Here is a 23,009-nt window from a genome sequence, read left to right as displayed (position 1 = left end):
CACTTTCTCGTGCGGAATCAATCGCCCCGCCACGATGTCCGCGTCGGCCTGCGCGTCGCGCAGAGCGTCCCATTCCTCCTCGGTCATGCCGGGGGCGGAAGCAGCGGGTGGCGCGGTTCGATGTTCACGGCACACGCGATATAGCACGCGCCCCGATCCGCGTCAGCCCTCGCGCTCGGCCAGCTTGCGTTCCCACGCCAGCGCATCCTTGACGATCCCTTCAAGATCGTCGTGCTTCGGCCGCCACGGCAAGGTGCTCAATATCTTGCTGTTGTCCGCGACCAGCGCATCGGGATCGCCCGCGCGGCGACCCTCCAGCTTGCGCTCGATCGTGCGGTTGGTCACGCGGTCGACTGCGTCGAGCACCTGGAGCACCGAGAACCCGCGGCCATAGCCGGCGTTCATCGTGTGGCTCTCCTCGGGCCGCGCGATCAGCAAGTCGAGCGCGTCGACATGCGCCGCGGCGAGATCGGTGACGTGGATGTAATCGCGCACCCCGGTGCCGTCCTCGGTGGCGAAGTCGGTGCCGAACACCGACACCGCGGCGCGCTTCCCCGTCGCCGCCTCGGCGGCGATCTTGATCAGATGCGTGGCGCCTGCGGTCGACTGGCCGCTGCGGCCCTGCGGATCGGCGCCGGCGACGTTGAAATAGCGCAAGGCGGCGTAGTTGATCGGATGCACCGCGGCGACGTCGCGCAGCATGAACTCGGTCATCAGCTTGGACATGCCGTACGGATTGATCGGCGACTTCGGGCTGTCCTCGGACACCGGTACCTGCTCGGGGATGCCATAGGTCGCGGCGGTCGACGAGAAGATGAAATGCTTGACCCCCGATGCCACCGCGCTCTCGATCAGCGAACGGCTGGCGACGGTGTTGTTGCGATAATATTTGAGCGGATCGCTCACGCTCTCGGGCACCACCACCGATCCGGCGAAGTGCATCACGGCGATCACGCCCTCGTCCCGCATCGTCGCGCGGATGGTCGCCTCGTCCTCGATATTCGCGACGACCAGTTTGGCGCGCTGGTCGACTGCCCAGTCGAACCCGGTAACGAGATTGTCGACCACCACGACCTTCCAGCCCGCATCGAGCAACGCCAGAACGGCATGGCTGCCGATATAGCCCGCCCCGCCCGTCACCAACACACTACCGTCGCGCATGCATCATCTCCCGTGGTCGCGATTGCGCATAGACGCGCCGCCCCTACATTTGGAAGCAAAGGAGATCAAAATGACTCAGGAAATCGCAACCCTCGCCGGCGGATGCTTCTGGTGCACCGAAGCGGTGTTCAACGACGTGATCGGCGTGAGCAAGGTCGAGAGCGGCTATATCGGCGGCAAGGTGGCCAACCCGAACTACAAGCAGGTCTGCGGCGGCGACACCGGCCATGCCGAGGCGATCCGGGTCACCTTCGACACCGACCAGATCCGCTATGGCGACTTGCTCGACATCTTCCTCGCGACGCACGACCCGACCCAGCTCAACCGCCAGGGCAACGATGTCGGTACGCAATATCGCTCGGCGATCTTCCCGCATTCCGCGGAACAGGAAGCCGAAGCCAAGGCCGCGATTTCGCGCGCGGCGGCGGATTGGCCCGCGCCGATCGTAACTACGATCGAGCCGCTGTCCGAATGGTATCCCGCCGAGGATTACCATCAGGAATATTGGCAGGGCGAAGGCCAGAGCAGCCCCTATTGCATGGCGGTGATCCCGCCCAAGCTGCGCAAATTGCGCAAGAGCTTCGCCAACCGGCTCAAGGAAAATGCAGCGGCCTGACCTTTTCGCCCCTCCCTGCAAGGGAGGGGATCAAGGGGTGGGTCAGAAAAGGTCGGGCTCGATGCCCGGCCTTTTCTTTTCTTCGAGCAGCTCGGAGGGCTCGCCTTCGGCTCGCACCCACCCCCTACCCCTCCCTCTCAGGGAGGGGAGTTAGCGCGGAAACGCCGCCCGTCGCAGCCGATCGTTGATCGCCACGCCGATCCCGCTCTCGGGCACCGGCGCCACGGCAATCGCCGTCGCTTTCGACGCATCCCCGCGGTGCAGCGCATCGAACAGATTCGCCGCCGCCTCGACTAGGTCGCCGCGGATGGACAGCGTATCGTCCCCGGGCACCGCGCCGAACCCGATCAGCCACTCGCCCGCGCGCCGCATCGTCGCGCCCAGCCGCAGCGGCTTGCCCGGCGCGTAGTGACTGTCGAGTTGGCCGGGTGCGGTAATCTTGTTCCCCTGCGAAGGCAGGGGCCCAGGGTTGGCAAGCGAGTCGCCTGGCGATTCTGGGCCCCTGCCTTCGCAGGGGAACAAGTCTGCCCGGCTCAAAGGCCCCGGCCGCAGGATCGTCCGTCCCATCACGATCGTCGACTCGATCCCAGCGCTCGTCGGCCCATCGTCGATCACCAGCGATATCCGCCCGGCCAGGCTCTTCGCGACATGCTCGGCCCGCGTCGGCGAAATCCCCCCGCTGGCATTGGCCGAAGGCGCCGCCAGCGGCACTCCGCTCGCATCGAGCAACGCCTGCATCGCCCGGTGGTCGGGCACCCGGATCGCGATCGTATCGAGCCCCGCCGTCACCAGCGAGGAAATCCCCGCCTCCCGCCGCACCGGCAGCACCAAGGTCAGCGGCCCCGGCCAGAACCGCCGCGCCAGCTCCCGCGCCGCATCGTCGAACACCGCCACGATCTCCGCCGCCTCGAGATCGGGGACATGCACGATCAGCGGATTGAAACTCGGCCGCCCCTTCGCCGCGTAAATCCCCGCCACCGCCCGCGAATCACTCGCATCGGCGGCGAGCCCATAGACCGTCTCGGTGGGCACCGCGACGCACCCGCCGGCGCGAATCAGCGCAGCAGCTTCGGCAATTGCGGCCTCGCCGTAGGGTAAGATGCGGGGATTTGTCGGGCTCACCCGACGGGCGCTATAGCGCGGCAAACAAGACGACAAGAGAGGCCTGATGTTCACTCCCGCCACTGCCGAGCAGCGCTTCGTACTCGATCACATCGTCCGCCTGTCCGAGATCAGCGCGGAGGCCGGCGAATTGGCCGATGCAGTGCTCGAAGGCGCCGGCGCTTTCGCCGCGGGTGAATGGGCGCCGCTCGACCGGCTCGGCGATACCCATGGCCCCAAATGGAGCGAAGAAGGCGTGACGATGCCCCCGGGCTACGCCGCGGCGTACAAGGCCTATGTCGAGGGCGGCTGGGGCACGATCGGCTCCCCGGCCGAGTTCGGCGGCCAGGGCCTGCCGGTCAGCCTGTCGATCGCCGTGCTCGAGACGCTCGGCACCGCCAATATGGGCTTCGCGCTCGCGCCGATCCTGACGGTGGGCGCGATCGAGGCGCTCGTCCATCACGGCACGCCCGAGCAGCAGGCGCTCTATCTGCCCAGGCTCGCCACCGGCGAATTTACCGGCACGATGAACCTCACCGAGCCGCAGGCGGGGTCCGACGTCGGCGCGCTCAAGTCCAGGGCCGATCCGGTCGGCGACGGGACGTTCCGGATCAAGGGCACCAAGATCTTCATCTCGTTCGGCGATCACGACATGGCCGACAACATCGTCCACCTCGTCCTCGCGCGCACACCGGACGCGCCTGCGGGCACCAAGGGCCTATCGCTGTTCCTCGTCCCCAAGATCCGCCCCGACGGCGCGTTCAACGACGTCCGCGTCATCTCGATCGAGCACAAGATGGGTCTCCACGCCTCGCCGACCTGCGTGCTCAGCTTCGGCGACCACGACGATTGCATCGGCGAGCTGATCGGCGGCGAGATGGGCGGCATCCGCGCGATGTTCACGATGATGAACAACGCCCGGCTCAATGTCGGGCTGCAGGGTGTCCAGGTCGCCGAGCGCGCCACCCAGCGCGCCGTGACCTATGCCCGCGATCGCATCCAGGGCGTCCGCGCCGGCGCGCCCGCCGCGATCGTCGAGCATCCCGATGTCCGCCGCATGCTGCTGCGGATGAAGGCGCAGACCCAGGCGGCGCGCGCTTTGGTCTATTACGCCTTCGGCCAGCTCGATCGCGGCCATGCCGGCGATGCCGCCGCCAAGGCGCGGGTCGAACTGCTCACCCCGCTCGCCAAGGCGCACGCCACCGATCTCGGCAACGAGGTCGCCAGCCTCGGCGTGCAGGTCCATGGCGGAATGGGCTATATCGAAGAGACCGGCGCCGCTCAGCATTTCCGCGACGCTCGCATCACCCCGATCTACGAAGGCACCAACGGCATCCAGGCCGCCGATCTCGTCGGCCGCAAGCTGGGCATGGACAATGGCGGGACGCTGTTCAGTCTGCTCGCCGAGATGCGCGGCGATGCCGAGGATGGCGAGCTCGCCCGGCTGATCGACGCCTGCGAGGAAGTCGGCCGCAACCTGCTCGCCTCGGATACCGACGATCGGCTGGCGGCGAGCTATCCCTTCCTGACGATGCTCTCGGTCGCGGTGTGCGGCTGGCTGATGGAGCAGCAGGGTCGCATCGCGGTACGCTTGGAAGGCGATCCGGCGTTCCTCAGGATGAAGGCCATAGCGGCGCGCTTCTATGTCGAGCAGATCGTGCCGGAGGCCATGGGGCTGAAGGCAGCCGCGATGGCGAAGGCGGACCTGCTCTACGCGATCGATGCCGAGGCGTTCGCGGCCTGAGACCCTCCAGCGTCATCCCGGCGAAAGCCGGGATCCAGACCCACTTGGGACGTCGCTTGTTACCCTGGGGCCCGGCTTTCGCCGGGGTGACGCATGTTTAGTTGAGCTCCGCCCGCCCGCTGCGCCGCCACACCCCGCGGAGCATCCGCCCCGCCAGCGCCGGCAGCCCCGGTCGCACGAACAGCCAGTCGCGGATCGCCGGGCCGCGCTCGGCGCCGATCACCCGCTTGTAGCCGCTGTCGCCCGCGCCCCAGTCGACGGTGGTGATACCATCCTCGATCCCGCGGACGAGGTTGCGATAGTAAAGCAGTTTGCCCGGCGAATGCTTGGCGAAGGCGGGATCGTAGCTGTTGGCGATCGCATATTTGAGCGCGCCGGCGTTGAGATCGAACGAGAAGGCCGCGGGCGCGCCGTCGACGCGCAGCATCGCCGCCCACATCATCCCGGCAACCACCGGATCGGCCGAAGCCGCGCGCCAGAAGCCGCCATGGCCTTCGCGAGTGAACTTGGCGTCCGAACCGTCGGTCCGCGCCGCGATCCAGCTCTTGCGTTCGATCTCGGCCAGCGCGTCGAACGCACCCGCATCCCAATCCCCACCCGAGACAAAGCGCCAGTCGAGCGCGCCATGCTCGCCGAGATGCTTCTCGTGGAAGCGGTTCTTCCGCAGCGTCGAGTTACGCGGCCAGGTGCCCTCGGCCTGCAGCGCTGCGATATCGAGCAGGAAGCTCTCCGCGACGAAGCGGTCGAGCACCGCCCAGCCCTTCGCGGTCGCCGCGGCCTTGAGCAGTTCGAGCGCCGGATCGCCGTCATAGATCGGGCCGATCCGCAGCGCATTGGCTTCGCGCGCCAGCCGCGCGAGCAGCGCCTCCCCCACCTCGACTCCGGCGTCGGAGCGCACCGGAAAGCTGCGGAACGGCCAATAACAGCCGGGCACGCTCGCCAGCCCGAGCCAGCCCGGCCCGGTACGCACGATCGGCAGCGCCGCGGCGGGTTCGCCTTCGCGGGTGACGGTCAGGGTCCGCGCCGCGCCGCCATAGGCCTGCAGCGCCGCGGCGAACCAGCCATAGCGCAGGAAACGGCGCGATTGCGCGGCGTGCGCCGCCACCTGGTCGATCCCCGCCGCCAGCCCGTCGACGCAATCGACCGTCAGCGTGGGCGGCAGGCGCGTGAATTCATCGAGCGGCATCGGCTTGGTCATCCCGCTTTCCTACGCCCGGACCGGTTACCAACCGGTAGATTAACCCGCTTGCGCTCGCCCGCGCGAGCCCGTCATAAACACCCGATGATGTCAGGCCCCTATCTTTCGACTGTCTCCGACACGATCCAGAGCGCGATCGCGCCGGTGTTCCTGCTCGCGGGCATCGGCGCGATCCTCAACGTGATGGTCGGCCGCCTGGCGCGGATCGTCGATCGGGCGCGCAATCTCGAGGAAATCCACCCGCGCTCGACCGGGCCCGAGCATGACCGCCATGTCTGGGAGCTGCGGCTGATCGACCGGCGCATCTCGGTGATCAACCAGGCGATCTTCCTGTGCGTGTCGAGCGCGCTCGCCATCTGCCTCGTCGTCGCCTTGATGTTCGTCTCGCGGCTGTTCGCGCTCCATGTCGGGGCAATCGTCGCGGTGGCGTTCGTCGTCTCGATGCTGCTGCTGATGGCCGGGCTCATCTATTTCCTGATCGAAGTCCGCATGTCGCTCGGCGCGATCCATGTCCGGCAGGAATTGCTCGAGCTCGACAGCAAGTGACTCCACTCGCCGAGAAGCGCCTGCTCCAGGGCGTGATGGCGATAACCCTGCTGCTGCCGCTCAGCGCCGCGATCGCCGGCGTCACCGGCGGCCCGCATTTCCTCGGCCATCCGCCGGTCGTCCCCACCGATCTCGACAGCCATTTCCGCTACGTGTCGGGGCTGTTCCTCGGCATGCTGCTGCTGTTCGCATCGTGCATCCCTGCGGTCGAGCGCAAGGGACCGCGGCTCCGGCTGCTCGCCTTGATGGTGTTCATCGGCGGCTTGTTCCGGCTGCTGTCGCTGGTCGCGATCGGCATGCCGTCGCTCGGCCACCGTATCGGGCTCGGCATCGAACTGGTCGAGCTGCCGCTGCTGCTGCTCTGGCAGATGCGGGTGGCGAAGCGGTTTCGGGCCGCCGACTGAACTACTCCGTTATCGAACTTTCCGCGGCCCCAGATCGGCCGGCACGCTCGGCAGATACCGCGGCGCCACTCGCGCATGCGTCGCCTGCTCATAGGCATAGCCCGCATTCAGCAGCAGCCCGTCGCTATACGCGGTCCCGATAAACGACAGCCCTGCCGGCAGTCCTTCGACCAGCCCCATCGGCACGGTGAGATGCGGATAGCCCGACACCGCGGGAAGCTCGCTCGCCGAGGGGCCGCTGAACTGGTCGCCATGCGCGGGGTCGCTCAGCCACGGCGTGCCATAGGTCGGCGACACCAGGATCTGCGCGTCCGCCGCCTTGAGCATCGCGTCGATCCCCTCGACCCCCGCCAGCCGCGCCGATTTCGCCCGCGCGCCGAGATATTCGGCATCCTTCGTCCCGCGCGTCTTCTCGGCCTTGAGGAAGCTCTCCTGCCCGAAGAACGGCATCTCCGCCGCCTTGTTGGCCTCGTTGAACTTAATGACGTCGGCCAGCGTCCGCACCTCGGACGCCGGCGTGCTCGCCAGATACGCCGCCAGATCGTCCTTCAATTCGGTGTAGAGCACTTCGCTCTCGGCATCGCCGAGCCCCTTCAATTCGGGCATCTTCACTTCGACCGGGATCGCCCCGGCGCCGCGCAATTCGTCCAGCGCCTTGTCGAACCGCGCGGCGAGCACCTCGTCCATCTCGGGCTTCCAATAGCCGACCCGCACCCCCTTTAGCGCGTCCGCCGAAAGCCCGGCGGCATAGTCGCGGCGGTATTTGTCTGCCCCCTTGGTGGCCGCATCCTTGGGATCGCTGCCGACCATCGCCGAGAACAGGATGGCTGCGTCCTTGACGCTGCGCGCCATCGGCCCCGGCGTGTCCTGGCTATGGCTGATCGGCACGACATGCGTCCGGCTGACCAGCCCCAATGTCGGCTTGAGCCCGACCAGCCCGGTCATCGCCGCGGGGCACACCACCGAACCGTCGGTCTCGGTCCCCACTGCGACCGCGGCGAGGCTCGCCGCCACCGCCGCGCCCGAACCGCTCGACGAGCCGCAGGCAGTGCGATCCAGCGCATAGGGGTTCTTCACCAGCCCGCCGACCGCGCTCCATCCGCTCATCGAATGGTTCGAGCGGATGTTGGCCCATTCGCTGAGATTGGTCTTGCCGAGGATCACCGCGCCCTGTGCCCGCAACTGCGCCACCATCGGCGCGTCGCGATTGGTCCGGTTGTCAGCCAGCGCAAGGCTGCCCGCGGTGGTCGGCAGCTCTTTGGTGTCGATATTGTCCTTGATCAGCACCGGGATGCCGTCCAGCGGCCCGCGCAGCCTGCCCGCCTTGCGCCGCGCATCGCTGGCGCGCGCCTGCTCGATCGCGTTGGGCGATACCGCGATCACCGAACGCAAGGTCGGGCCGTTTTGGTCGAGCATCCTGATCCGCTCGATATATAGCTCGGTGATCTGCTCGCTGGTTTGCTCGCCCGAGGCCATCATCGCTTGCTGCTCGTCGATGGACTTTTCCTGGAAGGACGCGACGGAGGACGGCCTTCCGCGTGTCATGACCTCCTGCGCCATCGCCGGCGCCGCAAGAACCATCGCCAATGCCAGCAGTCCCGTCCGCATCCGCATTCCCCCTTCGCGTAACGCGCAGCCTAAGTGGCTGACGCGACGGGCTCAAGCGCCGATAAACCGCCATCGTGCCGCCGCTTGCGCGCAGTCGCAAACTGTCGATGCGCCGGGCGCCAGCGAGGGAACGATCAGCACCCCCTCTTTCCTCCCCGCTGCGCGACGGAAAGGGCAGAACACACTACCCATTGTGTCCACCGATTCCTCCCCCAGTATATTTTTGCAGTTCGCGCTGTGTTCTCTTGCCTTTGCAGGACCCGAGGATTGACCATGCGTCGCGGCAGCCGGCGCCTGCGAACCGAGTCATTTTAGCGACGAAGCGTGTAGTTAAGATTGGATTTAACGCTTGTGCCCGGACTCGGTTTGGCACAATCTGTAGTGGTAAGACTAAGGGGCAGGCTCAATCACTGGTAGAACCCCTTCCGCATCCCCATATGCGGAACAGGTTCTGTCGTGTTCGGCTGCCGGCGCTGAGTTCGTATTTTGTTCTCGCGCGCAGCCTTGGCGATGCGTATCATTGCCGAGCCGCCCCGAGTCGCACCGAGCCTCCCGGAAGGAGGCGCGTGCAGAGTCGAAAAGGGTCGGATGCCATGGAATTCAGGGACACGGAAAACAGCGTGAACGATATTGTCGCCGAAGCCACGCCCCCCGAGACCAAGGCGAAGCCGCGCAAGGATCAGGACACCCGCAGCATCTCGCCGTCGCTCTACACGCTCGAAGTCGATCATTCGCGCGACGCCTTGCTCACCGAGTTCGGCAAGGAGACGCTCAAGGATCGCTATCTCCTCCCCGGCGAGACCTATCAGGACCTGTTCGTCCGCGTCGCCTCGGCCTATGCCGACGATGCCGCGCACGCCCAGCGCATCTATGACTACATCTCCAAGCTCTGGTTCATGCCCGCCACCCCGGTCCTGTCGAACGGGGGGACGGGTCGCGGCCTGCCGATCAGCTGCTTCCTCAATTCGGTGCCCGACAGTCTCAACGGCATCGTCGACACCTGGAACGAGAATGTCTGGCTCGCCTCGCGCGGCGGCGGCATCGGCACCTATTGGGGCAATGTCCGCGGCATCGGCGAGCCGGTCGGCCTCAACGGCAAGACCAGCGGGATCATCCCCTTCGTCCGGGTGATGGATTCGCTGACTCTCGCGATCAGCCAGGGCAGCCTGCGCCGCGGTTCGGCCGCCTGCTATCTCGACATCTCGCACCCCGAGATCGAGGAGTTCCTCGAGATCCGCAAACCGTCGGGCGACTTCAACCGCAAGGCGCTCAATCTACACCACGGCGTGCTCATCCCCGACGCGTTCATGGAAGCGGTGCGCGACGGCGGCGAATGGTCGCTCAAGAGCCCCAAGGACGGTAGCGAGCGCGGCAAGGTCGATGCGCGCGCGCTGTTCCAGAAGCTGGTCGAGACCCGCTTGGCCACCGGCGAGCCGTACATCGTGTTCAGCGATCACGTGAACGATACGATGCCCAAGCATCACCGCGATCTCGGGCTCAAGGTTTCGACTTCGAACCTGTGCAGCGAAATCACCTTGCCCACCGGCAAGGACCATCTCGGCAACGATCGCACCGCGGTCTGCTGCCTCTCGTCGCTCAACCTCGAGAATTGGGACGAGTGGAAGGACGAGAAGGGCTTTGTCGAGGACGTGATGCGCTTCCTCGACAATGTCCTGCAGGACTTCATCGAGCGCGCCGAGCCCGGCATGGAAAAGGCCGCCTATTCGGCCAGCCGCGAGCGCAGCGTCGGCTTGGGCGTGATGGGCTATCACAGCTTCCTCCAGGCGCGCGGGCTCGCCTTCGAAGGCGCGATGGCCAAGAGCTGGAATTTGCGCATGTTCAAACAGATCAAGGCGCAGGTCGACGAAGCGTCGATGCAGCTCGCGATCGAGCGCGGGCCGTGCCCCGACGCCGCCGACATGGGCGTGATGGAGCGGTTCAGCTGCAAGATGGCGATCGCGCCGACCGCGAGCATCTCGATCATCTGCGGCGGCACCAGCGCGTGCATCGAGCCGATCCCGGCCAACATCTACACCCACAAGACCCTGTCGGGCAGCTTCTCGGTCAAGAACCCCTATCTCGAGAAATTGCTGATCGAGAAGAGCAAGAATTCGGACGCGGTGTGGAATTCGATCCTCGAGCAGGGCGGCTCGGTGATGCATCTCGACTTCCTCAGCCAGGAAGAGAAGGATTGCTACAAGACCAGCTTCGAGATCGACCAGCGCTGGATCCTCGAGCTCGCCGGCGATCGCGCGCCCTATATCGACCAGGCGCAGTCGCTCAACCTGTTCATCCCGGCCGATGTCGAGAAATGGGACCTGCTGATGCTCCACTTCCGCGCCTGGGAGCTCGGCATCAAGTCGCTTTACTATCTGCGCTCGAAGTCGGTCCAGCGCGCCGGTTTCGCGGGCGGAGTCGAGGCCGACAACACGATCGAGAAGCCGCAGTTCAATCTCGGCGAGAGCACGGACTATGACGAATGCCTGGCGTGCCAGTGAGCTAATTCCCTCTCCCTCTGGGAGAGGGAGGGAGCCGCCGCAGGCGGCGGAAGGGTGAGGGCAGATGCGCCTCTATGCAAAGCAGCCGATTGGAACGGTCCCTCGCGCGCAGGCACTTCGGCGCGATGCGCCCGAACCTGAGAAGCGGCTGCTGCGCGGGCTACGCGAAGCCTTTCCGGCGTACAAATGGCGGCATCAGACGCCCGTCGGCGGGTTCTTCGCCGACATTCTCTGTTTCTCGGAAGCATTGGTGATCGAAGTGGATGGCGATACGCACGCCGATACAGTCGAATATGATGCTGCGCGCACTGCGGCGATCACAAGCGAAGGTCTTCGCGTGGTGCGTTTCAGCAATGCCGACGTAATGGCAAATCTCGACGGCGTGCTCGCCGTGGTCGCGACCGCACTTGAAACTGGAAAGGGCAACGCCGCATGAGCGACGCTGCCCTCACCCTTCCGGCGCTGCGCGCCTCCCTCCCTCTCCCAAAGGGAGAGGGAGTCAGCTCACCCCTCGGATTCTTCTTCCTCGAAGCTCACCGCCACGTCGGCGTTGGCGCTCAGCCGGACCTTGTCGCCCTCGACTTCGGCAACGAGCCCGAGCGAGATATAGTGATGGTGCCCGGAATGGCTGCCCTCGGCACCCTCGACCTGGGCGCCGCTGTCCTTCTTGGTGAGCTTGATCCGCTCGCCTTCGACCTTGTCGACGGTGCCGACATGGACGCCGTCGGCGCCGATGACTTCCATATGTTCTTGAATTGCGCTGGTATCGGCCATTGGGTCGCTCCTTGGGTTGGTTCGGCTCGGCAACGCACAAGCGCCGCGAACGATGCAGGAGATAGGAAATGAACCGTCTACGTAACAGTGCCGCACTCACCGCCTTGCTGCTGCTCGCCGCATGCGCGACCCAGGTCAGCAGCGGCGTGAGCCCTCAGGCGCCCGGCTTCCTGTGGGGGCTGTGGCACGGCTTCATCTTCCCGGTGGCGTGGTTCCTGTCGCTGATCATGCCCGACGTCGCGGTCTATGCCGTGCCCAACAATGGCGGCTGGTATGATTTCGGCTATTTCCTCGGCATCGTGGTGTTCGGCGTCGGCGCGCATGGCGGCGGCAAGCGAGTCGTCTATCGCGACCGCGTGATCCGCGAAGGCCGCCGCAATACGGTGATCGAGCACGAATGACGCGGAGCCTCGCCTTGATGGCCGGACTGGCCGGCGCCACCGGCGCGCTCGGGCTGACGACGCTGCTGCGCCCGTTGCTCACCCGCGCCGCTTTGCGCCTGCCGCAGGCCGAGGCGACCGGCTATGCGCTGCGCATCGCCGGGATGATGCTGTTCGCGCTGGGGCTGTTCCTCGGCGGCTTCGCGACCGTCGCGACGATGGCGGGGGCGGCATGAACGGGGCCCCTGCTATCGCCTTCACCTTGGTGGCAGGCACGCTTATCATGCTGTCCGGCACGCACATGATGCTCAAGCCCGCCTTTCAGCGTCGCCCAGACAGGCCGCCGCCGTCGCGTGAACTCGTCCGGACGTGGGGCTTCGTCAGCTTCGTTGTCGGAGCGTTCGCAGTTTTTTCCGCTTTTTCTCAGTTCGTCCCGGAGTAACCCGCATGCCTCTTCTCGAAGTCCGCAAGACCTACAAGCCGTTCGAATATCCCTGGGCGTACGAATTCTGGAAGCGCCAGCAGCAGATCCACTGGCTGCCCGAGGAGGTTCCGCTCGGCGAGGATTGCCGCGACTGGGCGCAGAAGCTCTCGGATCACGAGCGCAACCTGCTCACCCAGATCTTCCGCTTCTTCACCCAGGCCGATGTCGAGGTCCAGAATTGCTATCACGAGCAATATGGCCGGGTGTTCAAGCCGACCGAGATCAAGATGATGCTCGCCGCTTTCTCCAACATGGAGACGGTGCACATCGCCGCGTACAGCCATCTGCTCGACACGATCGGCATGCCCGAGAGCGAATACGGCATGTTCCTCGAATATAGCGAGATGAAGGACAAGCACGATTATCTGCAGCAGTTCGGCGTCGACAGCGACGAGGACATCGCCAAGACGCTCGCGATGTTCGGCGGCTTCACCGAGGGGCTCCAGCTGTTCGCCAGCTTCGCGATGCTGATGAACTTCCCGCGCTTCAACAAGATGAAGGGCATGGGCCAGATCGTCAGCTGGTCGGTGCGCGACGAGAGCCTCCACTGCGAAGGCATCATCAAGCTGTTCCACACCTTCGTGAAGGAGCGCGACTGCTACACCAAGAGCGTCAAGTCCGACATTCGCGAGATGTGCCAGACGACGGTGCATCTCGAGGACAATTTCATCGATCTCGCCTTCGAGCAGGGCCCGGTCAACGGGATGACGCCCAAGGAGATCAAGAAGTATATCCGCTACATCGCCGACTGGCGGCTGGGCCAGCTCGGCCTCAAGCCGATCTACATGATCGAGGAGCACCCCCTCCCCTGGCTGGCGCCTTTGCTCAACGGCGTCGAGCACGCCAATTTCTTCGAACAGCGCGCGACGGAGTATTCGAAGGGCGCGACGCGCGGGGCGTGGAACGAAGTGTGGGATTCGTTCGACAAGCGCCAAAAGGCGAAGGTCCCGGCGGCGAACGAAGAGGCGGACGACGGCGCGGATATGTTCTCGAAGGCGGGGATCGCGGCGGAGTGAGCGAGTCGCAAGCTGGGAGCGGAACAAAATCAGTAGCGGAACTGCTGATAGCTGTTCCTATCTTGCATCTTATTGCTACCAGTTTATTTTTAATTGGTTATTATTATTCCTTTGGCGGAAGATTGCATTCCTTCTCCACCTCATCGGATCTATTTGCTACATCTATTGGAAATGTTGGTTTCAATTATATATCTACGCTCTCCCCGGGAATCGTCTTTATCCTTTGGCATAGAGCGAATTTCGGAGCATGGTCTTTGCAGGATTCGGTGGATACGAAGCCTGCAGGGCCGGTGCGCGATGCAGCACTAGAACGTGCCAATTCTGATAGAACGTTTTTTCGATTTTTGGTAGGCCTGATGATAATATGCCAGTTAATTCTGGTAATTATAACTTACTTTAAGTTAGGGCATTTGCCATATTCGTTTATAGGTTTCTTTATCAGCATTCTGACGGTGGCTTATATCGTTTGGTACTCAGGCCGAATTAATATTCCGACCTTAACTATGCACATAATAAATTTTATTGTAATTATGTTGTTAACGTGCCTGTTTAATGGATTAACTAGTGGTCAATTTGACAGACGCTTGCTGTACAAAGACGCGATAAAAAATGCGGTCGTCTGTCCGCTTGGAGCAATATTAAGGCCGATTGGGGATAATTTTTTAGTACTTACTTCGGATAATGATTATGTGGTGAGCGACAAAGAATGCAAGATCGTCGGGAAACTTGCGAGATCATGAGCGCCTTATAGTCCGGTGAATAACTTCCAGAACACCATTAGACTTCAGCCAATGCAAGGTCGCCCAAGCTAGAGCTCTCCAGCTGGATTAAGTTGGGCTTCTACCCCCCGCCGCCAGCACCTCGCGACCCAATCTGCCGCATCGCTCAGCCACACCATGGATCCCGGAACAAGTCCGGGATGACGACGGGAGGGTGGCGGTGGCGAGCCCCGCCCCAAACCCCAAACCGTCACTCCCGCCTCGGGCCGGGGTCCAACGCGCCGCGCATCACTCCGCCAGCGGCGGCAGCCCCAGCCCAACCGCAAGGTCGTTCCATTCCGGGTTCTGTCGCTCGATCAGGTTACGCTTCCAGTCCCGCCGCCAGAGCTTGACCCGCTTCTCGCGGGCGATCGCGCCTTCCATCGAGTCACCGGTCTCGAAATAGACCAGCCGGTGGATGCCATACTTCTTGGTGTGCCCGTCAAACGTGCCTTCGCGGTGCTGGATAATCCGCGCGACCAGGTTCGACGTCACGCCGACATACAGCGCACCGTTATAGCGGTTCGCCAGCAAATAGACGCAAGGCGCGCGCTCGATCATCGGATGCCCAGCCTGACGCCCGATAGACCCCGGCACAAGGCTGGGGTGACTGGAATAGACGTAGATCACACCAATCCGGATGCACTTGGGCCGCCCCCTCAGCGCACCTCCACTAGCCGCTCGCCCTGCTCCAGCCGTTCGAGCAACGGCGCCCATCGCAGCGACAGCCATTCGCGGAGCGCTCGATTGGTGATGTTGCCGCAGCGCAGCCACACAAGCTGATAGTCGAGCGGCGGATAGCGAAGTGCAAAATCATCGTCCTTGGTGATCAGCACCAGCGCTTCGGCAGCCGCGACTTGCGCGATCTCCGCGTCGGCAGTCTGCCCACCGAGCCGCGCAGTGACATGTTCGGCTTCGAATCCGCGCTCCGCGAACCAACTACACAGCGCCGGCGGCAACTGCGCGTCGATCAGGAACCGCATCAGGCGGCTTGCACCACCGAATGGTCGACCGCCCGCGCGCCATAAGCGAGGCAGGCCGAGATATCCTCGCGCGTGAGATAGGGGAAGTCCGAGAGCAGTTCGTCAGCGCCCGCACCGGCTGCCAGCGCGTCGAGTATGTCGGACACCCGCATCCGGGTCCCGGCGACGATGGGCCGGCCGCCGCACACGGCGGGATCGATCACGATGCGCTGTTTCGCCATCCCCGCAAGGTGCGCAGTGAGGCTGGTCAAGTCAACCACCCCAAAACCCCTCAGCACCACGGCCGCCGCCGCCCCTCCCAAGGCCGCGCCAGTCCCTCCGCCACCAGCATCCCGCCCAGCGACTCGCCACCGCGCAGCACCACGCGCAGCTTCCGGCCATAGCGATCGGTATCGCGGTCGGCCATGGCCAGCGTGATCGGCCCCGCGCTCAGCAGCGCCCGCAGCCGCCGCGTCGCCTGCGCGCCGAGCTCGGCCTCCAGCGCGCAACGCGGCGGGTGCGTCTCCGGCGTGTCGATATCGGCGATGCGGATCTTCTCGCCGTCGATCCAGAAGGTGTCGCCATCGACCACGCAGTCGCGTCCGCCGCCGCTGTGACACAGCCCGAACGCGCGCGCCGGCAGTGGCGCCTCGGCGTCGAGCGCAAGCGCCGGTGCGGCATCGACCGCAGGCGCGGCAGCCGGCCGCGCGCCTGCGAACCGGTCGGCGCTGGTCCAGCCGAACCCCAGTGCGCCGGCAATCGCCAGCACGGCGAGCACTCCCTGCGGCGTGGCACGCCGGCGGCGCGGCGCATCGCGCCAGCGGACCGCGTGCCGGCGCGCCGCCGCCTCGCGGTGGAATTCGGGGGAATGGCGCACGCGGCTCTCCGGTACTGGTCGCTGTGCGAGGCTAGCCGGCATGTCCCTGCCAAAGGCTTACCGTCGCCAAGTCAGGGGTGCGGCCGAAGGCGCGTCACCCGGCTGCTGGAAATGTAGGATTTCGCCTGATACGCCAAGGGCGACTCGCCGCCGGGTCCGCTCTTTGCCATCGTCGGATCGATCGATCGCGCATGCCGCGCCTTCGCACCTTTGCCCGCCGCCCCGCCGCAGCCTCGGTGCCGCGAACCCGACGCGCGCATGCCGCGTAGGTGCCGCGTAGGTGCCGCGTAGGTGCCGCGTAGGTGCCGCGTAGGTGCCGCGTAGGTGCCGCGTAGGTGCCGCGTAGGTGCCGCGTAACCGGCGCGAAGCTGCGCGCCGAGTCAACCGCGTCCCGGCATTAATCTCGCTGAAACAACACTTTGCCCAAACCCATCCGCCGGCAAAACCCGCCAGCGAGTCAAGCACGTCTATCCGGCGCGTGCTTCAGCGGAAATTGTCGGCATAGGCCTGCAGCTTGAGCTTGCGTTCGGGCGCCGGCACCACGTGATAGGCATAGCCTTCGCGCTCCGCATGGGCCTTGGCCGCCTCCAGCGTCGGGAAGGCGATGCGGACCTGAGTCGAAGTGTCGCCGCCGCCGTTCCAGCCGGTCAGCGGATCGGCTTCCTGCGGACGCTCGGGCTCGATTTCGAGCAGCCACATATCGGTCCGCGAGCGGCCGGACTGCATGGAATTCTTCGGACGTTGAAAGATGCGGGCGGTCTTCACTGGTGCCTCCGTGGGGATTGCCCTGCCTCTAACGCGCCGCGGCGTTTCTTGCATCCGCCTTTTTGGTGCGCAACGTCGCCGCGGCGCTTGCCGGATCGTCGGGCCAGGGGTGCTTGGGATAGCGCCCGCGCATTTCCTTGGCGACCGCGCTCCAGCTTCCCGCCCAGAAACCGGGCAGATCGCGCGTCGTCTGGATCGGGCGGCCCGCGGGCGAGGTCAGGCTCAGCACCAACGGCGTGCCATCGCCGAGCATCGGATGCGTGGCGAGCCCGAACAAGGCCTGCACCCGCACCTCCACCGTCGGCCCCGCCTCGGCGCCATAATCGATCGCATGGCTCGACCCCGCCGGCGTCTCGAGCCGCGCCGGCGCGAGCCGGTCGAGCGTCTTCTGCCCGTCCCAGCCGAGCAAAGTCTGCAGTGCCTGGGTGAGTCCTTCAGCCGCCACCGCATTGAGCCGCCGCTTGCCTTCAAGGAGAGCCGGCAGCCAATCGTCGAGCGCGGCGAGCAGCGCCGCGTCCTCCAGCGCGGCGATCCCGGCAAACCGCGCCCGCAGCCGCAGCGCCTGCGCAGTCTCGGACCAGGGCAGCAGCGCCAGCCCATGTTCGCGAACCGCTTCGAGCAGCAACGCCGCGGTATCGACCGGCCCGCTATCCGGCCCCGAGGAAAGCCGCAACGCCCCCAGCCGCCGCTCGCGCACAGCCTCCACCCGTCCGGTTGCGGAGTCGAAGCTGGCGCTCCGCCGCGTCTCGATCCGGTCCCCGAACAGCGATTCGATCGTAGCGAAGTCGATCTGCGCCGCCGACAGGATCCGCGCGCCGGAGGCCATGCCCTGCGTCTCGGCCACCGCCAGCCATTCGGAGCGCGCCAGCGGCGAGGCAGGATCGAGCCGGAACCCGCGCCCGCCGACCGACGCCCAATTCTCGCCGGTCGAATCCCGCCGCCGCGCGATCCGGTCGGGGAAAGCGAGCGCGAGGCAAGTAGCGATCTCTGCCCCCTCCCTTCCAGGGAGGGGAGTCGCGCCGGGAGGGGGAGCAAGGCGGGCCCACCTTTCCGCCAACCGCCGCCCATTCTCCGCCCGCGGTCCGCGCTCGCCCCGCCAGCGCCGCAGCCGTAGCTCGAGATCGGCGTCGTTCCCGCCCAGCCCGCGCTCGCCGAGCAAAACCGCGACTTCCGCCGCGGTTTTCGCCAGCCCGATCTCGCCCGCACGGACCAGCATGTGCCCCAGCCGCGGCGGCAGCGGCAGCCGGGCGATCGCCTTGCCGTGCGGCGTAGGCCGGCCGTCGCCGTCGAGCGCTTCAAGCGCGGTCAGCCGCCGCCGCGCTTCGCGCACCGCGGCCTCGGGCGGCGGATCGAGCCAGGCAAGTTCGCGCGGATCGGCGACCCCCCACAAGGCACAGTCGAGCAGCAATGCCGACAGATCGGCCTCCAATATCTCGGGCGGATCGAACCGCGGCAGCCCGGCGGTCGCCGCTTCCTCCCACAAGCGATACGCCACCCCCGGCCCCTGCCGCGCCGCCCGCCCGGCGCGCTGGGCGACCGCCGCCTGGCTCGCCCGCTCGGTGACCAGTCGAGTCATCCCCGCCGCGCGATCGTAGCGCGGCCGCCGCGCCAGCCCCGAATCGACCACCACGCGAATCCCGTCGAGCGTCAGCGACGTCTCGGCGATCGACGTCGCCAGCACGACTTTCCGACGCCCCTCGCGGTCCACCCCGATCGCCGCGCGCTGGGCGGCGGGCTCCATGCTGCCGTGCAGCCGGTGGAGCACCACGCCGCCCAAATCGCCGAGCCGCTCGGCGGTCCGCTCGATCTCCGCGACGCCGGGCAGGAAGGCGAGCACCCCGCCCTCGGCCTCGCGCAGCGCGGTGCGCACCGCCGCGGCCATGCCGTCCTCGATCCGCGCCTCGGCGGCGCGCCCGAGATAAAGATGCGCCAGCGGCCAGCTGCGCCCCTCGCTTTCCACTACTGGCGCGTCCCCCATCAGTGTCGCGAACCGCGACCCGTCGAGCGTGGCGGACATGGCCACCAGCCGCAGATCGGGCCGCAGCGCCGCCTGCGCGTCGAGCGCCAGCGCCAGCCCGAAATCCATGTCGAGGCTGCGCTCATGGACCTCGTCGAACAAAACCGCGGATATCCCCGTCAGCTCGGGATCGCCCTGGATGCGGTTGACGAAGATCCCCTCGGTGATCACCGTCACTCGCGTCGCCGCCGAGCGCTTGCTGTCCATCCGCGTCGCATAGCCGAAGGTCTTGCCCACGGCCTCGCCGGCCAGCGCCGCCATTCGCTCGGCCGCCGCCCGCGCCGCCAGCCGTCGTGGCGACAGCAAAAGAATCTCGCCGCTGCACCAGGGCTCGTCGAGCAAGGCCGGCGCCACTGCCGTGGTCTTGCCCGCACCCGGCGGCGCGACGAGCACGGCATTGCTGCCTGCGCGCAACGCGGCGAGCAATTCGGGCAAAACGGCATGGATCGGCAGAGTATCGCTCATCACGCGCAACCAATTCCCCAAAGCCGTGTTAGGCGCAATCGAAGCCTAAGGAGCATCAGACATGGCACGCACGCTGGCACAGTTCACGATCACCCCGGATAGCGCGGGCGATTACACGCTCCATCTCGAGGACGAAGACGGCGAAACGATGGAATTCACTGCCGGATTCGAGCAGCTCGACCTGATCGTCGAGGCGATCGAGGAGCAGCTCGACAATGATGAGGACGATGCCCTCGCCGTCGATGACGAAGACGAGCCGGCCGCAGAGGAAGAGTGAAGGCGGGCGCCGCTCTCTCGGGAGCGGCGCTTTCTTTCAGTAAGCCCGGGCGACTGCGAACTCGACCGCTTCGACCATCGCATCCTTCGCCGCACCCGGCGCGAAGCCCGCGAGCGCGTCGATCGCCCGCTGGCCGTAATGGCGCGCGCGGGCCAGCGTATCGTCTACTGCACGGCTCGCGCGGACCAAAGCGATTGCTTCGGCGAAGTCGGCGTCGGCAACCCGCCGTCCTGAAATCGCTTCCTTCCAGAAGCCCCGCGCCGCCGCGTCGCCGCGCGCATAAGCGAGGATGACCGGCAGGGTCATCTTCCCCTCGCGGAAATCGTCGCCCGCGTCCTTGCCCATCGTCGAGGCGTCGGAGACATAGTCGATCGCATCGTCGACCAATTGGAACGCGATGCCGAGATTGCGGCCATAGGCGTCGAGCGCCGCCTCTTCGCCTTCGGACCGCTCGGCGACCACCGCGGCGATCCGGCAGGCGGCGGCGAACAATGCCGCGGTCTTGGCGCCGATGATGTCGAGATAGCGCTCCTCGGAAATGTCGAGCCGGCGCACCGCGGTGAGCTGGTTGACTTCGCCCTCGGCGATCACCGCGCTGGCATTGCTCAGGATCTTGAGCACCTTGAGGCTGCCGTCCTCGACCATCAGCTCGAAGCTGCGCGAGAACAGAAAGTCGCCGACCAATACGCTCGCCGGGTTGCCCCAGATGATGTTGGCGGTGCGCTTGCCGCGCCGCAGGTCCGACGAATCGACGACGTCGTCGTGGAGCAGGGTCGCGGTATGGATGAATTCGACCGCGGCGGCGAGCCGGTGGTGCCGGGTCCCCGAATAGCCGAGCAATTGCGAACTCGCGAGCGTCAGCATCGGCCGCATCCTTTTGCCGCCGCCCGCGATCAGATGGCCGGCAAGCTCGGGGATCAGCGGGATGTTCGATTGCATGCGATCGAGGATGACCGCGTTCACCAGATTGAGATCGTGCGCCACCAGCTGCAGCATCGGTTCCAGCGACGGCTCGGGCTTTTGCCCCAAGCGATGGATGGTAGCGCTCATCGCCGCGGCTCTGGCGCGTGACGGCGGCAAAGGCAAGGCTTGCGTAGCGTCGCTGCCCGCGCAAAAGAGGCGGCCATGCCCGACGAGACGCTCAATCGCTTCCGCCAGAGCATCGACAATATCGATGCCGCGCTGATCCACATGCTCGCCGAGCGCTTCAAGGTCACCCAGGCGGTCGGCGCTTACAAGGCCACCCACAACCTGCCCCCGGCGGATCCAACTCGCGAGGACGCGCAGATCGCCCGGCTGCGCGCGCTGGCCAAGCAGGCCGATCTCGACCCCGAATTCTCCGAGAAATTCCTCCGCTTCATCATCGACGAAGTGATTCGCCATCACGAGCGGCTGCGCGACGCGATATGAGCCCCCGGACGCCCGCCTGGGTCGCGCTCGCCGCATTGCTCGCCGGCTGCGATGCCGTGCCGGACAAGCCGACCGCGCCCACCCACAAGGCCAGGCCCAAGGCGATCGCCAGCCCGGCCCCGCTTTCGCCGGCAGAGCGGCTCGCTGCCGCGCTGCGCGTGGTTCCCGTCGGCGACGGCCGCTATGCGTTCGGCAAGGACGACAAGCTCCTCGACACGCCATTCGGCCCGGTGCTGCTGCGCCACGGCCATGCTCCCGACGCAGGTCACCCCGAGGGCGGCGTGATCGCGGCTTATTATCTGCGCGAGGCCGATGGCGGCTTCGTACTCGCCAAGGCGTTTCCCGAAGCCGCGATGAGCGGCAGCTTCGGCGATCTCGCCAAATGGTCGGTGTCGGACAAGTTCGCGACGCTGCCCGTGCTGGTGGTCGAAGGCGGCGGCACCTGGCAGGGCTGCACCGTCGGCGACACCGACCTGATCGAGCTGCGCCCGACCGGCCCAGCCAGCCTGGCGAGCATCCCCACCCTCTTCGACGATAGCGGGATGGCACAGGACAATCCGCAATCGCTGACCGGCAGCCTGACCGATATCGTCCGCGACCAAAGCTTTACCGTGCGCTACGCGGGAACCCGATCGTTCGCCGAGCGATACGTTCGCCGTGGCGACCGCTTCGTGCTCGAGGGCGGCGAGAGCCAGATTCCCGGCTGCTGACCAAGGGGGGCAGATGCCCGACCGCGACGACTATCTGATCTTTCGCCCCGACCAGGTCGACCTGTCCCGCTCTCCGCTCCGGCGCGGCGTCGACGAACCGACGCATGTCCTCGGCGCGTTCAATCCCGGCTTTACCCGGCTGCCGAACGGCAATCTGCTGCTGATGGTCCGCGTCGCCGAAGCGTTGCGCGATCCGGTCGATACCGACGCCGCTCGGGCGATCCGCTGGACGCCAAACGGCTATGTCCTCGATCGTCACCCGGTCCACCAGATCGACATGGACGATCCGCGCCAGTTCGCGCTCAAGGATCGCAATCCGCGCCTGCTCGGGCTGACCTCGCTGTCCTGGCTGCTCCCGGTCGAGCTCGACCGCGAGGGGCGCGAGATCGTCGCGATCCATTACGACAAGGCGATCGCGCCCGGCGCCAGCTATATGGATTACGGCGTCGAGGACGCCCGCATCACCAGGATCGACGGCGCCTATTGGATGACCGCCTGCGGCGTCTCGGCCGAACGCCATTGCACCGCGATGTACCGTTCGGCCAACGGCCTCGACTACGAACTGCTCGGGATTGTGCTCGATCACCAGAACAAGGACATGATCCTGTTCGAGGGAAACATCGGCGGCAAGTTTATGGCGCTCACGCGTCCGCTCGGCGAATGCTATTTCGCCTATCCCGAGGACAGCCCGTGGCTCGGCGGCCCTTCGATCAACATCGCGCAATCGCCCGACGGGCTCCACTGGAAGCCGCTCGACACGCCGGGCATCCGCGCGCGCAAGGGCACGACGAGCACCCAGCGGATCGGCGGCGGCAGCCAGCCGGTGCTGACCCCCGATGGCTGGATGATGATCTATCACGGTGTGGAGAAGCGCGGCGCCGTTGGCATCTATCGCAGCTTCTGGGCATTGCTGGACCGCGACGATCCTTCGAAGATTCTGCGGCTGGAGGACGACGTGCCGCTAATCGAGGCGAATCCGGCGCTCACCGACGAGATCGCACACCAGATGTACCTGCCGACCCCGGTTGTGTTCACCACCGGCCTGGTCGACGCGGGCGATCGCTACATCGTCGCCGGCGGGGAGGCGGACCTGGCCTGCCGGATCACGCATATTTCGAAGGAGCGGTTTAGGTGAAACGGACTATCCTCTCGCCGTTCGCGCTGAGCTTGTCGAAGCGCCGTCCTGCCTTTGCAAAGCGCCGGCCACAGCAAGACCGCCCTTCGACAAGCTCAGCGCG

The 23,009-nt window shown here is 66.0% G+C and carries 27 protein-coding genes; 15 read left to right on the top strand and 12 right to left on the bottom strand.

Translation table 11 applies throughout. The features are described from left to right. Positions 1-162 precede the first annotated feature (162 nt). A complete protein-coding gene (galE, locus tag E5A73_RS12715) occupies positions 163-1,161 on the bottom strand; it encodes a UDP-glucose 4-epimerase GalE (RefSeq protein ID WP_135964178.1) in 999 nt (332 codons plus the stop codon). Positions 1,162-1,231: 70 nt separating this feature from the next. On the opposite strand from galE, the gene msrA reads away from it, so the two are divergent. After that, positions 1,232-1,777: a peptide-methionine (S)-S-oxide reductase MsrA gene (msrA, locus tag E5A73_RS12710; RefSeq protein ID WP_135964177.1), complete on the top strand. Its 546-nt coding sequence runs from the start codon at positions 1,232-1,234 to the stop codon at positions 1,775-1,777. A 150-nt stretch (positions 1,778-1,927) separates the two neighbouring features. Here the strand turns inward: msrA and E5A73_RS12705 are convergent, their stop codons facing one another. Next, entirely contained in the window at positions 1,928-2,899 is a 972-nt protein-coding gene (locus tag E5A73_RS12705) for an L-threonylcarbamoyladenylate synthase (RefSeq protein WP_135964176.1), read from the bottom strand. Positions 2,900-2,945: 46 nt separating this feature from the next. On the opposite strand from E5A73_RS12705, the gene E5A73_RS12700 reads away from it, so the two are divergent. Further along, positions 2,946-4,622, top strand: a complete 1,677-nt coding sequence (locus tag E5A73_RS12700; protein WP_135964175.1) for an acyl-CoA dehydrogenase family protein — start codon at positions 2,946-2,948, stop codon at positions 4,620-4,622. Between the two features lie 97 nt (positions 4,623-4,719). On the opposite strand, the gene E5A73_RS12695 is transcribed toward E5A73_RS12700, so the two are convergent. After that, positions 4,720-5,820, bottom strand: coding sequence for a GNAT family N-acetyltransferase (locus E5A73_RS12695; RefSeq protein WP_135964174.1), 1,101 nt, complete (start codon positions 5,818-5,820; stop codon positions 4,720-4,722). Between the two features lie 87 nt (positions 5,821-5,907). Here E5A73_RS12695 and E5A73_RS12690 point away from each other — a divergent pair, with 87 nt between their 5' ends. Together E5A73_RS12690 and E5A73_RS12685 are read left to right on the top strand one after the other, a co-directional pair. Then, positions 5,908-6,366 carry a DUF2721 domain-containing protein gene (locus E5A73_RS12690; protein WP_135964252.1) on the top strand — a complete coding sequence of 153 codons (459 nt, stop codon included), beginning with the start codon at positions 5,908-5,910 and terminating at the stop codon, positions 6,364-6,366. After that, positions 6,363-6,770, top strand: coding sequence for a DUF4345 domain-containing protein (locus E5A73_RS12685; protein WP_135964173.1), 408 nt, complete (start codon positions 6,363-6,365; stop codon positions 6,768-6,770). Before E5A73_RS12690 ends, E5A73_RS12685 begins: the two co-directional genes overlap by 4 nt. Before the next feature lie 9 nt (positions 6,771-6,779). On the opposite strand, the gene E5A73_RS12680 is transcribed toward E5A73_RS12685, so the two are convergent. Further along, positions 6,780-8,384, bottom strand: coding sequence for an amidase (locus E5A73_RS12680; RefSeq protein WP_135964172.1), 1,605 nt, complete (start codon positions 8,382-8,384; stop codon positions 6,780-6,782). Between the two features lie 587 nt (positions 8,385-8,971). Between E5A73_RS12680 and E5A73_RS12675 the strand changes: the two genes are divergently transcribed. After that, positions 8,972-10,876, top strand: coding sequence for a ribonucleoside-diphosphate reductase subunit alpha (locus E5A73_RS12675; protein ID WP_135964171.1), 1,905 nt, complete (start codon positions 8,972-8,974; stop codon positions 10,874-10,876). A gap of 64 nt (positions 10,877-10,940) precedes the next feature. Next, positions 10,941-11,312 (top strand): endonuclease domain-containing protein, encoded by a 372-nt coding sequence (locus E5A73_RS12670; protein WP_135964170.1) that lies wholly within the window; start codon positions 10,941-10,943, stop codon positions 11,310-11,312. Positions 11,313-11,380: 68 nt separating this feature from the next. Here E5A73_RS12670 and E5A73_RS12665 read toward each other — a convergent pair whose 3' ends face one another. Then, positions 11,381-11,650, bottom strand: a complete 270-nt coding sequence (locus E5A73_RS12665) for a DUF2171 domain-containing protein (RefSeq protein ID WP_135964169.1) — start codon at positions 11,648-11,650, stop codon at positions 11,381-11,383. A 68-nt stretch (positions 11,651-11,718) separates the two neighbouring features. Here E5A73_RS12665 and E5A73_RS12660 point away from each other — a divergent pair, with 68 nt between their 5' ends. The 5 genes from E5A73_RS12660 to E5A73_RS12640 are packed head-to-tail and all read left to right on the top strand — an operon-like array spanning position 11,719 to position 14,270. Beyond that, positions 11,719-12,051, top strand: coding sequence for a hypothetical protein (locus E5A73_RS12660; RefSeq protein ID WP_135964168.1), 333 nt, complete (start codon positions 11,719-11,721; stop codon positions 12,049-12,051). Beyond that, on the top strand, positions 12,048-12,266 hold the full coding sequence (locus E5A73_RS12655) for a hypothetical protein (protein WP_135964167.1): 219 nt from the start codon (positions 12,048-12,050) through the stop codon (positions 12,264-12,266). The genes E5A73_RS12660 and E5A73_RS12655 overlap by 4 nt, the downstream gene beginning before the upstream one ends. Continuing rightward, entirely contained in the window at positions 12,263-12,472 is a 210-nt protein-coding gene (locus tag E5A73_RS12650) for a hypothetical protein (protein ID WP_135964166.1), read from the top strand. The genes E5A73_RS12655 and E5A73_RS12650 overlap by 4 nt, the downstream gene beginning before the upstream one ends. A gap of 5 nt (positions 12,473-12,477) precedes the next feature. Continuing rightward, on the top strand, positions 12,478-13,530 hold the full coding sequence (locus tag E5A73_RS12645; RefSeq protein WP_135964165.1) for a ribonucleotide-diphosphate reductase subunit beta: 1,053 nt from the start codon (positions 12,478-12,480) through the stop codon (positions 13,528-13,530). Next, positions 13,527-14,270: a hypothetical protein gene (locus E5A73_RS12640; RefSeq protein WP_135964164.1), complete on the top strand. Its 744-nt coding sequence runs from the start codon at positions 13,527-13,529 to the stop codon at positions 14,268-14,270. Before E5A73_RS12645 ends, E5A73_RS12640 begins: the two co-directional genes overlap by 4 nt. Before the next feature lie 267 nt (positions 14,271-14,537). On the opposite strand, the gene E5A73_RS12635 is transcribed toward E5A73_RS12640, so the two are convergent. The 6 genes from E5A73_RS12635 to hrpB all read right to left on the bottom strand — a co-directional run bounded on the left by E5A73_RS12635 (position 14,538) and on the right by hrpB (position 19,374). Then, positions 14,538-14,849 (bottom strand): GIY-YIG nuclease family protein, encoded by a 312-nt coding sequence (locus E5A73_RS12635; protein ID WP_135964163.1) that lies wholly within the window; start codon positions 14,847-14,849, stop codon positions 14,538-14,540. A gap of 98 nt (positions 14,850-14,947) precedes the next feature. Further along, positions 14,948-15,271 carry a DUF5615 family PIN-like protein gene (locus tag E5A73_RS12630; protein WP_135964162.1) on the bottom strand — a complete coding sequence of 108 codons (324 nt, stop codon included), beginning with the start codon at positions 15,269-15,271 and terminating at the stop codon, positions 14,948-14,950. Further along, positions 15,271-15,531: a DUF433 domain-containing protein gene (locus E5A73_RS12625; RefSeq protein ID WP_240700160.1), complete on the bottom strand. Its 261-nt coding sequence runs from the start codon at positions 15,529-15,531 to the stop codon at positions 15,271-15,273. The genes E5A73_RS12630 and E5A73_RS12625 overlap by 1 nt, the downstream gene beginning before the upstream one ends. Before the next feature lie 11 nt (positions 15,532-15,542). Further along, positions 15,543-16,127, bottom strand: a complete 585-nt coding sequence (locus E5A73_RS12620; RefSeq protein ID WP_240700159.1) for a thermonuclease family protein — start codon at positions 16,125-16,127, stop codon at positions 15,543-15,545. Positions 16,128-16,610: 483 nt separating this feature from the next. After that, positions 16,611-16,892 carry an ETC complex I subunit gene (locus tag E5A73_RS12615; RefSeq protein WP_135964160.1) on the bottom strand — a complete coding sequence of 94 codons (282 nt, stop codon included), beginning with the start codon at positions 16,890-16,892 and terminating at the stop codon, positions 16,611-16,613. 28 nt (positions 16,893-16,920) lie between these two features. After that, positions 16,921-19,374 carry an ATP-dependent helicase HrpB gene (gene hrpB / locus E5A73_RS12610; RefSeq protein ID WP_135964159.1) on the bottom strand — a complete coding sequence of 818 codons (2,454 nt, stop codon included), beginning with the start codon at positions 19,372-19,374 and terminating at the stop codon, positions 16,921-16,923. A 61-nt stretch (positions 19,375-19,435) separates the two neighbouring features. On the opposite strand from hrpB, the gene E5A73_RS12605 reads away from it, so the two are divergent. Next, a complete protein-coding gene (locus E5A73_RS12605) occupies positions 19,436-19,651 on the top strand; it encodes a hypothetical protein (protein WP_135964158.1) in 216 nt (71 codons plus the stop codon). Between the two features lie 36 nt (positions 19,652-19,687). Here E5A73_RS12605 and E5A73_RS12600 read toward each other — a convergent pair whose 3' ends face one another. Beyond that, positions 19,688-20,701, bottom strand: coding sequence for a polyprenyl synthetase family protein (locus tag E5A73_RS12600; RefSeq protein WP_135964157.1), 1,014 nt, complete (start codon positions 20,699-20,701; stop codon positions 19,688-19,690). 75 nt (positions 20,702-20,776) lie between these two features. Here E5A73_RS12600 and E5A73_RS12595 point away from each other — a divergent pair, with 75 nt between their 5' ends. Genes E5A73_RS12595 through E5A73_RS12585 form a run of 3 tightly spaced genes read left to right on the top strand, consistent with a single transcriptional unit; the run spans position 20,777 to position 22,906 of the window. After that, on the top strand, positions 20,777-21,061 hold the full coding sequence (locus E5A73_RS12595) for a chorismate mutase (protein ID WP_135964156.1): 285 nt from the start codon (positions 20,777-20,779) through the stop codon (positions 21,059-21,061). Continuing rightward, the gene (locus E5A73_RS12590) at positions 21,058-21,771 is read left to right on the top strand and encodes a hypothetical protein (RefSeq protein ID WP_135964155.1); all 714 of its coding nucleotides are present in this window, start codon (positions 21,058-21,060) and stop codon (positions 21,769-21,771) included. Before E5A73_RS12595 ends, E5A73_RS12590 begins: the two co-directional genes overlap by 4 nt. A 13-nt stretch (positions 21,772-21,784) precedes the next feature. Then, positions 21,785-22,906 carry a glycoside hydrolase family 130 protein gene (locus tag E5A73_RS12585; protein ID WP_135964154.1) on the top strand — a complete coding sequence of 374 codons (1,122 nt, stop codon included), beginning with the start codon at positions 21,785-21,787 and terminating at the stop codon, positions 22,904-22,906. The last annotated feature ends 103 nt before the right edge of the window (positions 22,907-23,009 follow it).

It is taken from the genome of Sphingomonas gei, assembly GCF_004792685.1.
Taxonomy (GTDB): Bacteria; Pseudomonadota; Alphaproteobacteria; order Sphingomonadales; family Sphingomonadaceae; genus Sphingomonas; species Sphingomonas gei.
The sequence above is the reverse complement of the archived record's forward strand: the minus strand, read 5'-3'. Positions and strand labels throughout refer to the sequence as shown.

Coding starts and splice junctions, on each gene's coding strand:
- E5A73_RS12665 (WP_135964169.1), bottom strand. CDS start 11,650: ATGGCCGATACCAGCGCAATTCAAGAACATATGGAAGTCATCGGCGCC.
- E5A73_RS12655 (WP_135964167.1), top strand. CDS start 12,048: ATGACGCGGAGCCTCGCCTTGATGGCCGGACTGGCCGGCGCCACCGGC.
- E5A73_RS12645 (WP_135964165.1), top strand. CDS start 12,478: ATGCCTCTTCTCGAAGTCCGCAAGACCTACAAGCCGTTCGAATATCCC.
- galE (WP_135964178.1), bottom strand. CDS start 1,161: ATGCGCGACGGTAGTGTGTTGGTGACGGGCGGGGCGGGCTATATCGGC.
- E5A73_RS12635 (WP_135964163.1), bottom strand. CDS start 14,849: ATGATCGAGCGCGCGCCTTGCGTCTATTTGCTGGCGAACCGCTATAAC.
- E5A73_RS12595 (WP_135964156.1), top strand. CDS start 20,777: ATGCCCGACGAGACGCTCAATCGCTTCCGCCAGAGCATCGACAATATC.
- E5A73_RS12605 (WP_135964158.1), top strand. CDS start 19,436: ATGGCACGCACGCTGGCACAGTTCACGATCACCCCGGATAGCGCGGGC.
- E5A73_RS12670 (WP_135964170.1), top strand. CDS start 10,941: ATGCGCCTCTATGCAAAGCAGCCGATTGGAACGGTCCCTCGCGCGCAG.
- hrpB (WP_135964159.1), bottom strand. CDS start 19,374: ATGAGCGATACTCTGCCGATCCATGCCGTTTTGCCCGAATTGCTCGCC.
- E5A73_RS12675 (WP_135964171.1), top strand. CDS start 8,972: ATGGAATTCAGGGACACGGAAAACAGCGTGAACGATATTGTCGCCGAA.
- E5A73_RS12590 (WP_135964155.1), top strand. CDS start 21,058: ATGAGCCCCCGGACGCCCGCCTGGGTCGCGCTCGCCGCATTGCTCGCC.
- E5A73_RS12680 (WP_135964172.1), bottom strand. CDS start 8,384: ATGCGGATGCGGACGGGACTGCTGGCATTGGCGATGGTTCTTGCGGCG.
- E5A73_RS12660 (WP_135964168.1), top strand. CDS start 11,719: ATGAACCGTCTACGTAACAGTGCCGCACTCACCGCCTTGCTGCTGCTC.
- E5A73_RS12650 (WP_135964166.1), top strand. CDS start 12,263: ATGAACGGGGCCCCTGCTATCGCCTTCACCTTGGTGGCAGGCACGCTT.
- E5A73_RS12630 (WP_135964162.1), bottom strand. CDS start 15,271: ATGCGGTTCCTGATCGACGCGCAGTTGCCGCCGGCGCTGTGTAGTTGG.
- msrA (WP_135964177.1), top strand. CDS start 1,232: ATGACTCAGGAAATCGCAACCCTCGCCGGCGGATGCTTCTGGTGCACC.
- E5A73_RS12695 (WP_135964174.1), bottom strand. CDS start 5,820: ATGACCAAGCCGATGCCGCTCGATGAATTCACGCGCCTGCCGCCCACG.
- E5A73_RS12700 (WP_135964175.1), top strand. CDS start 2,946: ATGTTCACTCCCGCCACTGCCGAGCAGCGCTTCGTACTCGATCACATC.
- E5A73_RS12690 (WP_135964252.1), top strand. CDS start 5,908: ATGTCAGGCCCCTATCTTTCGACTGTCTCCGACACGATCCAGAGCGCG.
- E5A73_RS12600 (WP_135964157.1), bottom strand. CDS start 20,701: ATGAGCGCTACCATCCATCGCTTGGGGCAAAAGCCCGAGCCGTCGCTG.
- E5A73_RS12585 (WP_135964154.1), top strand. CDS start 21,785: ATGCCCGACCGCGACGACTATCTGATCTTTCGCCCCGACCAGGTCGAC.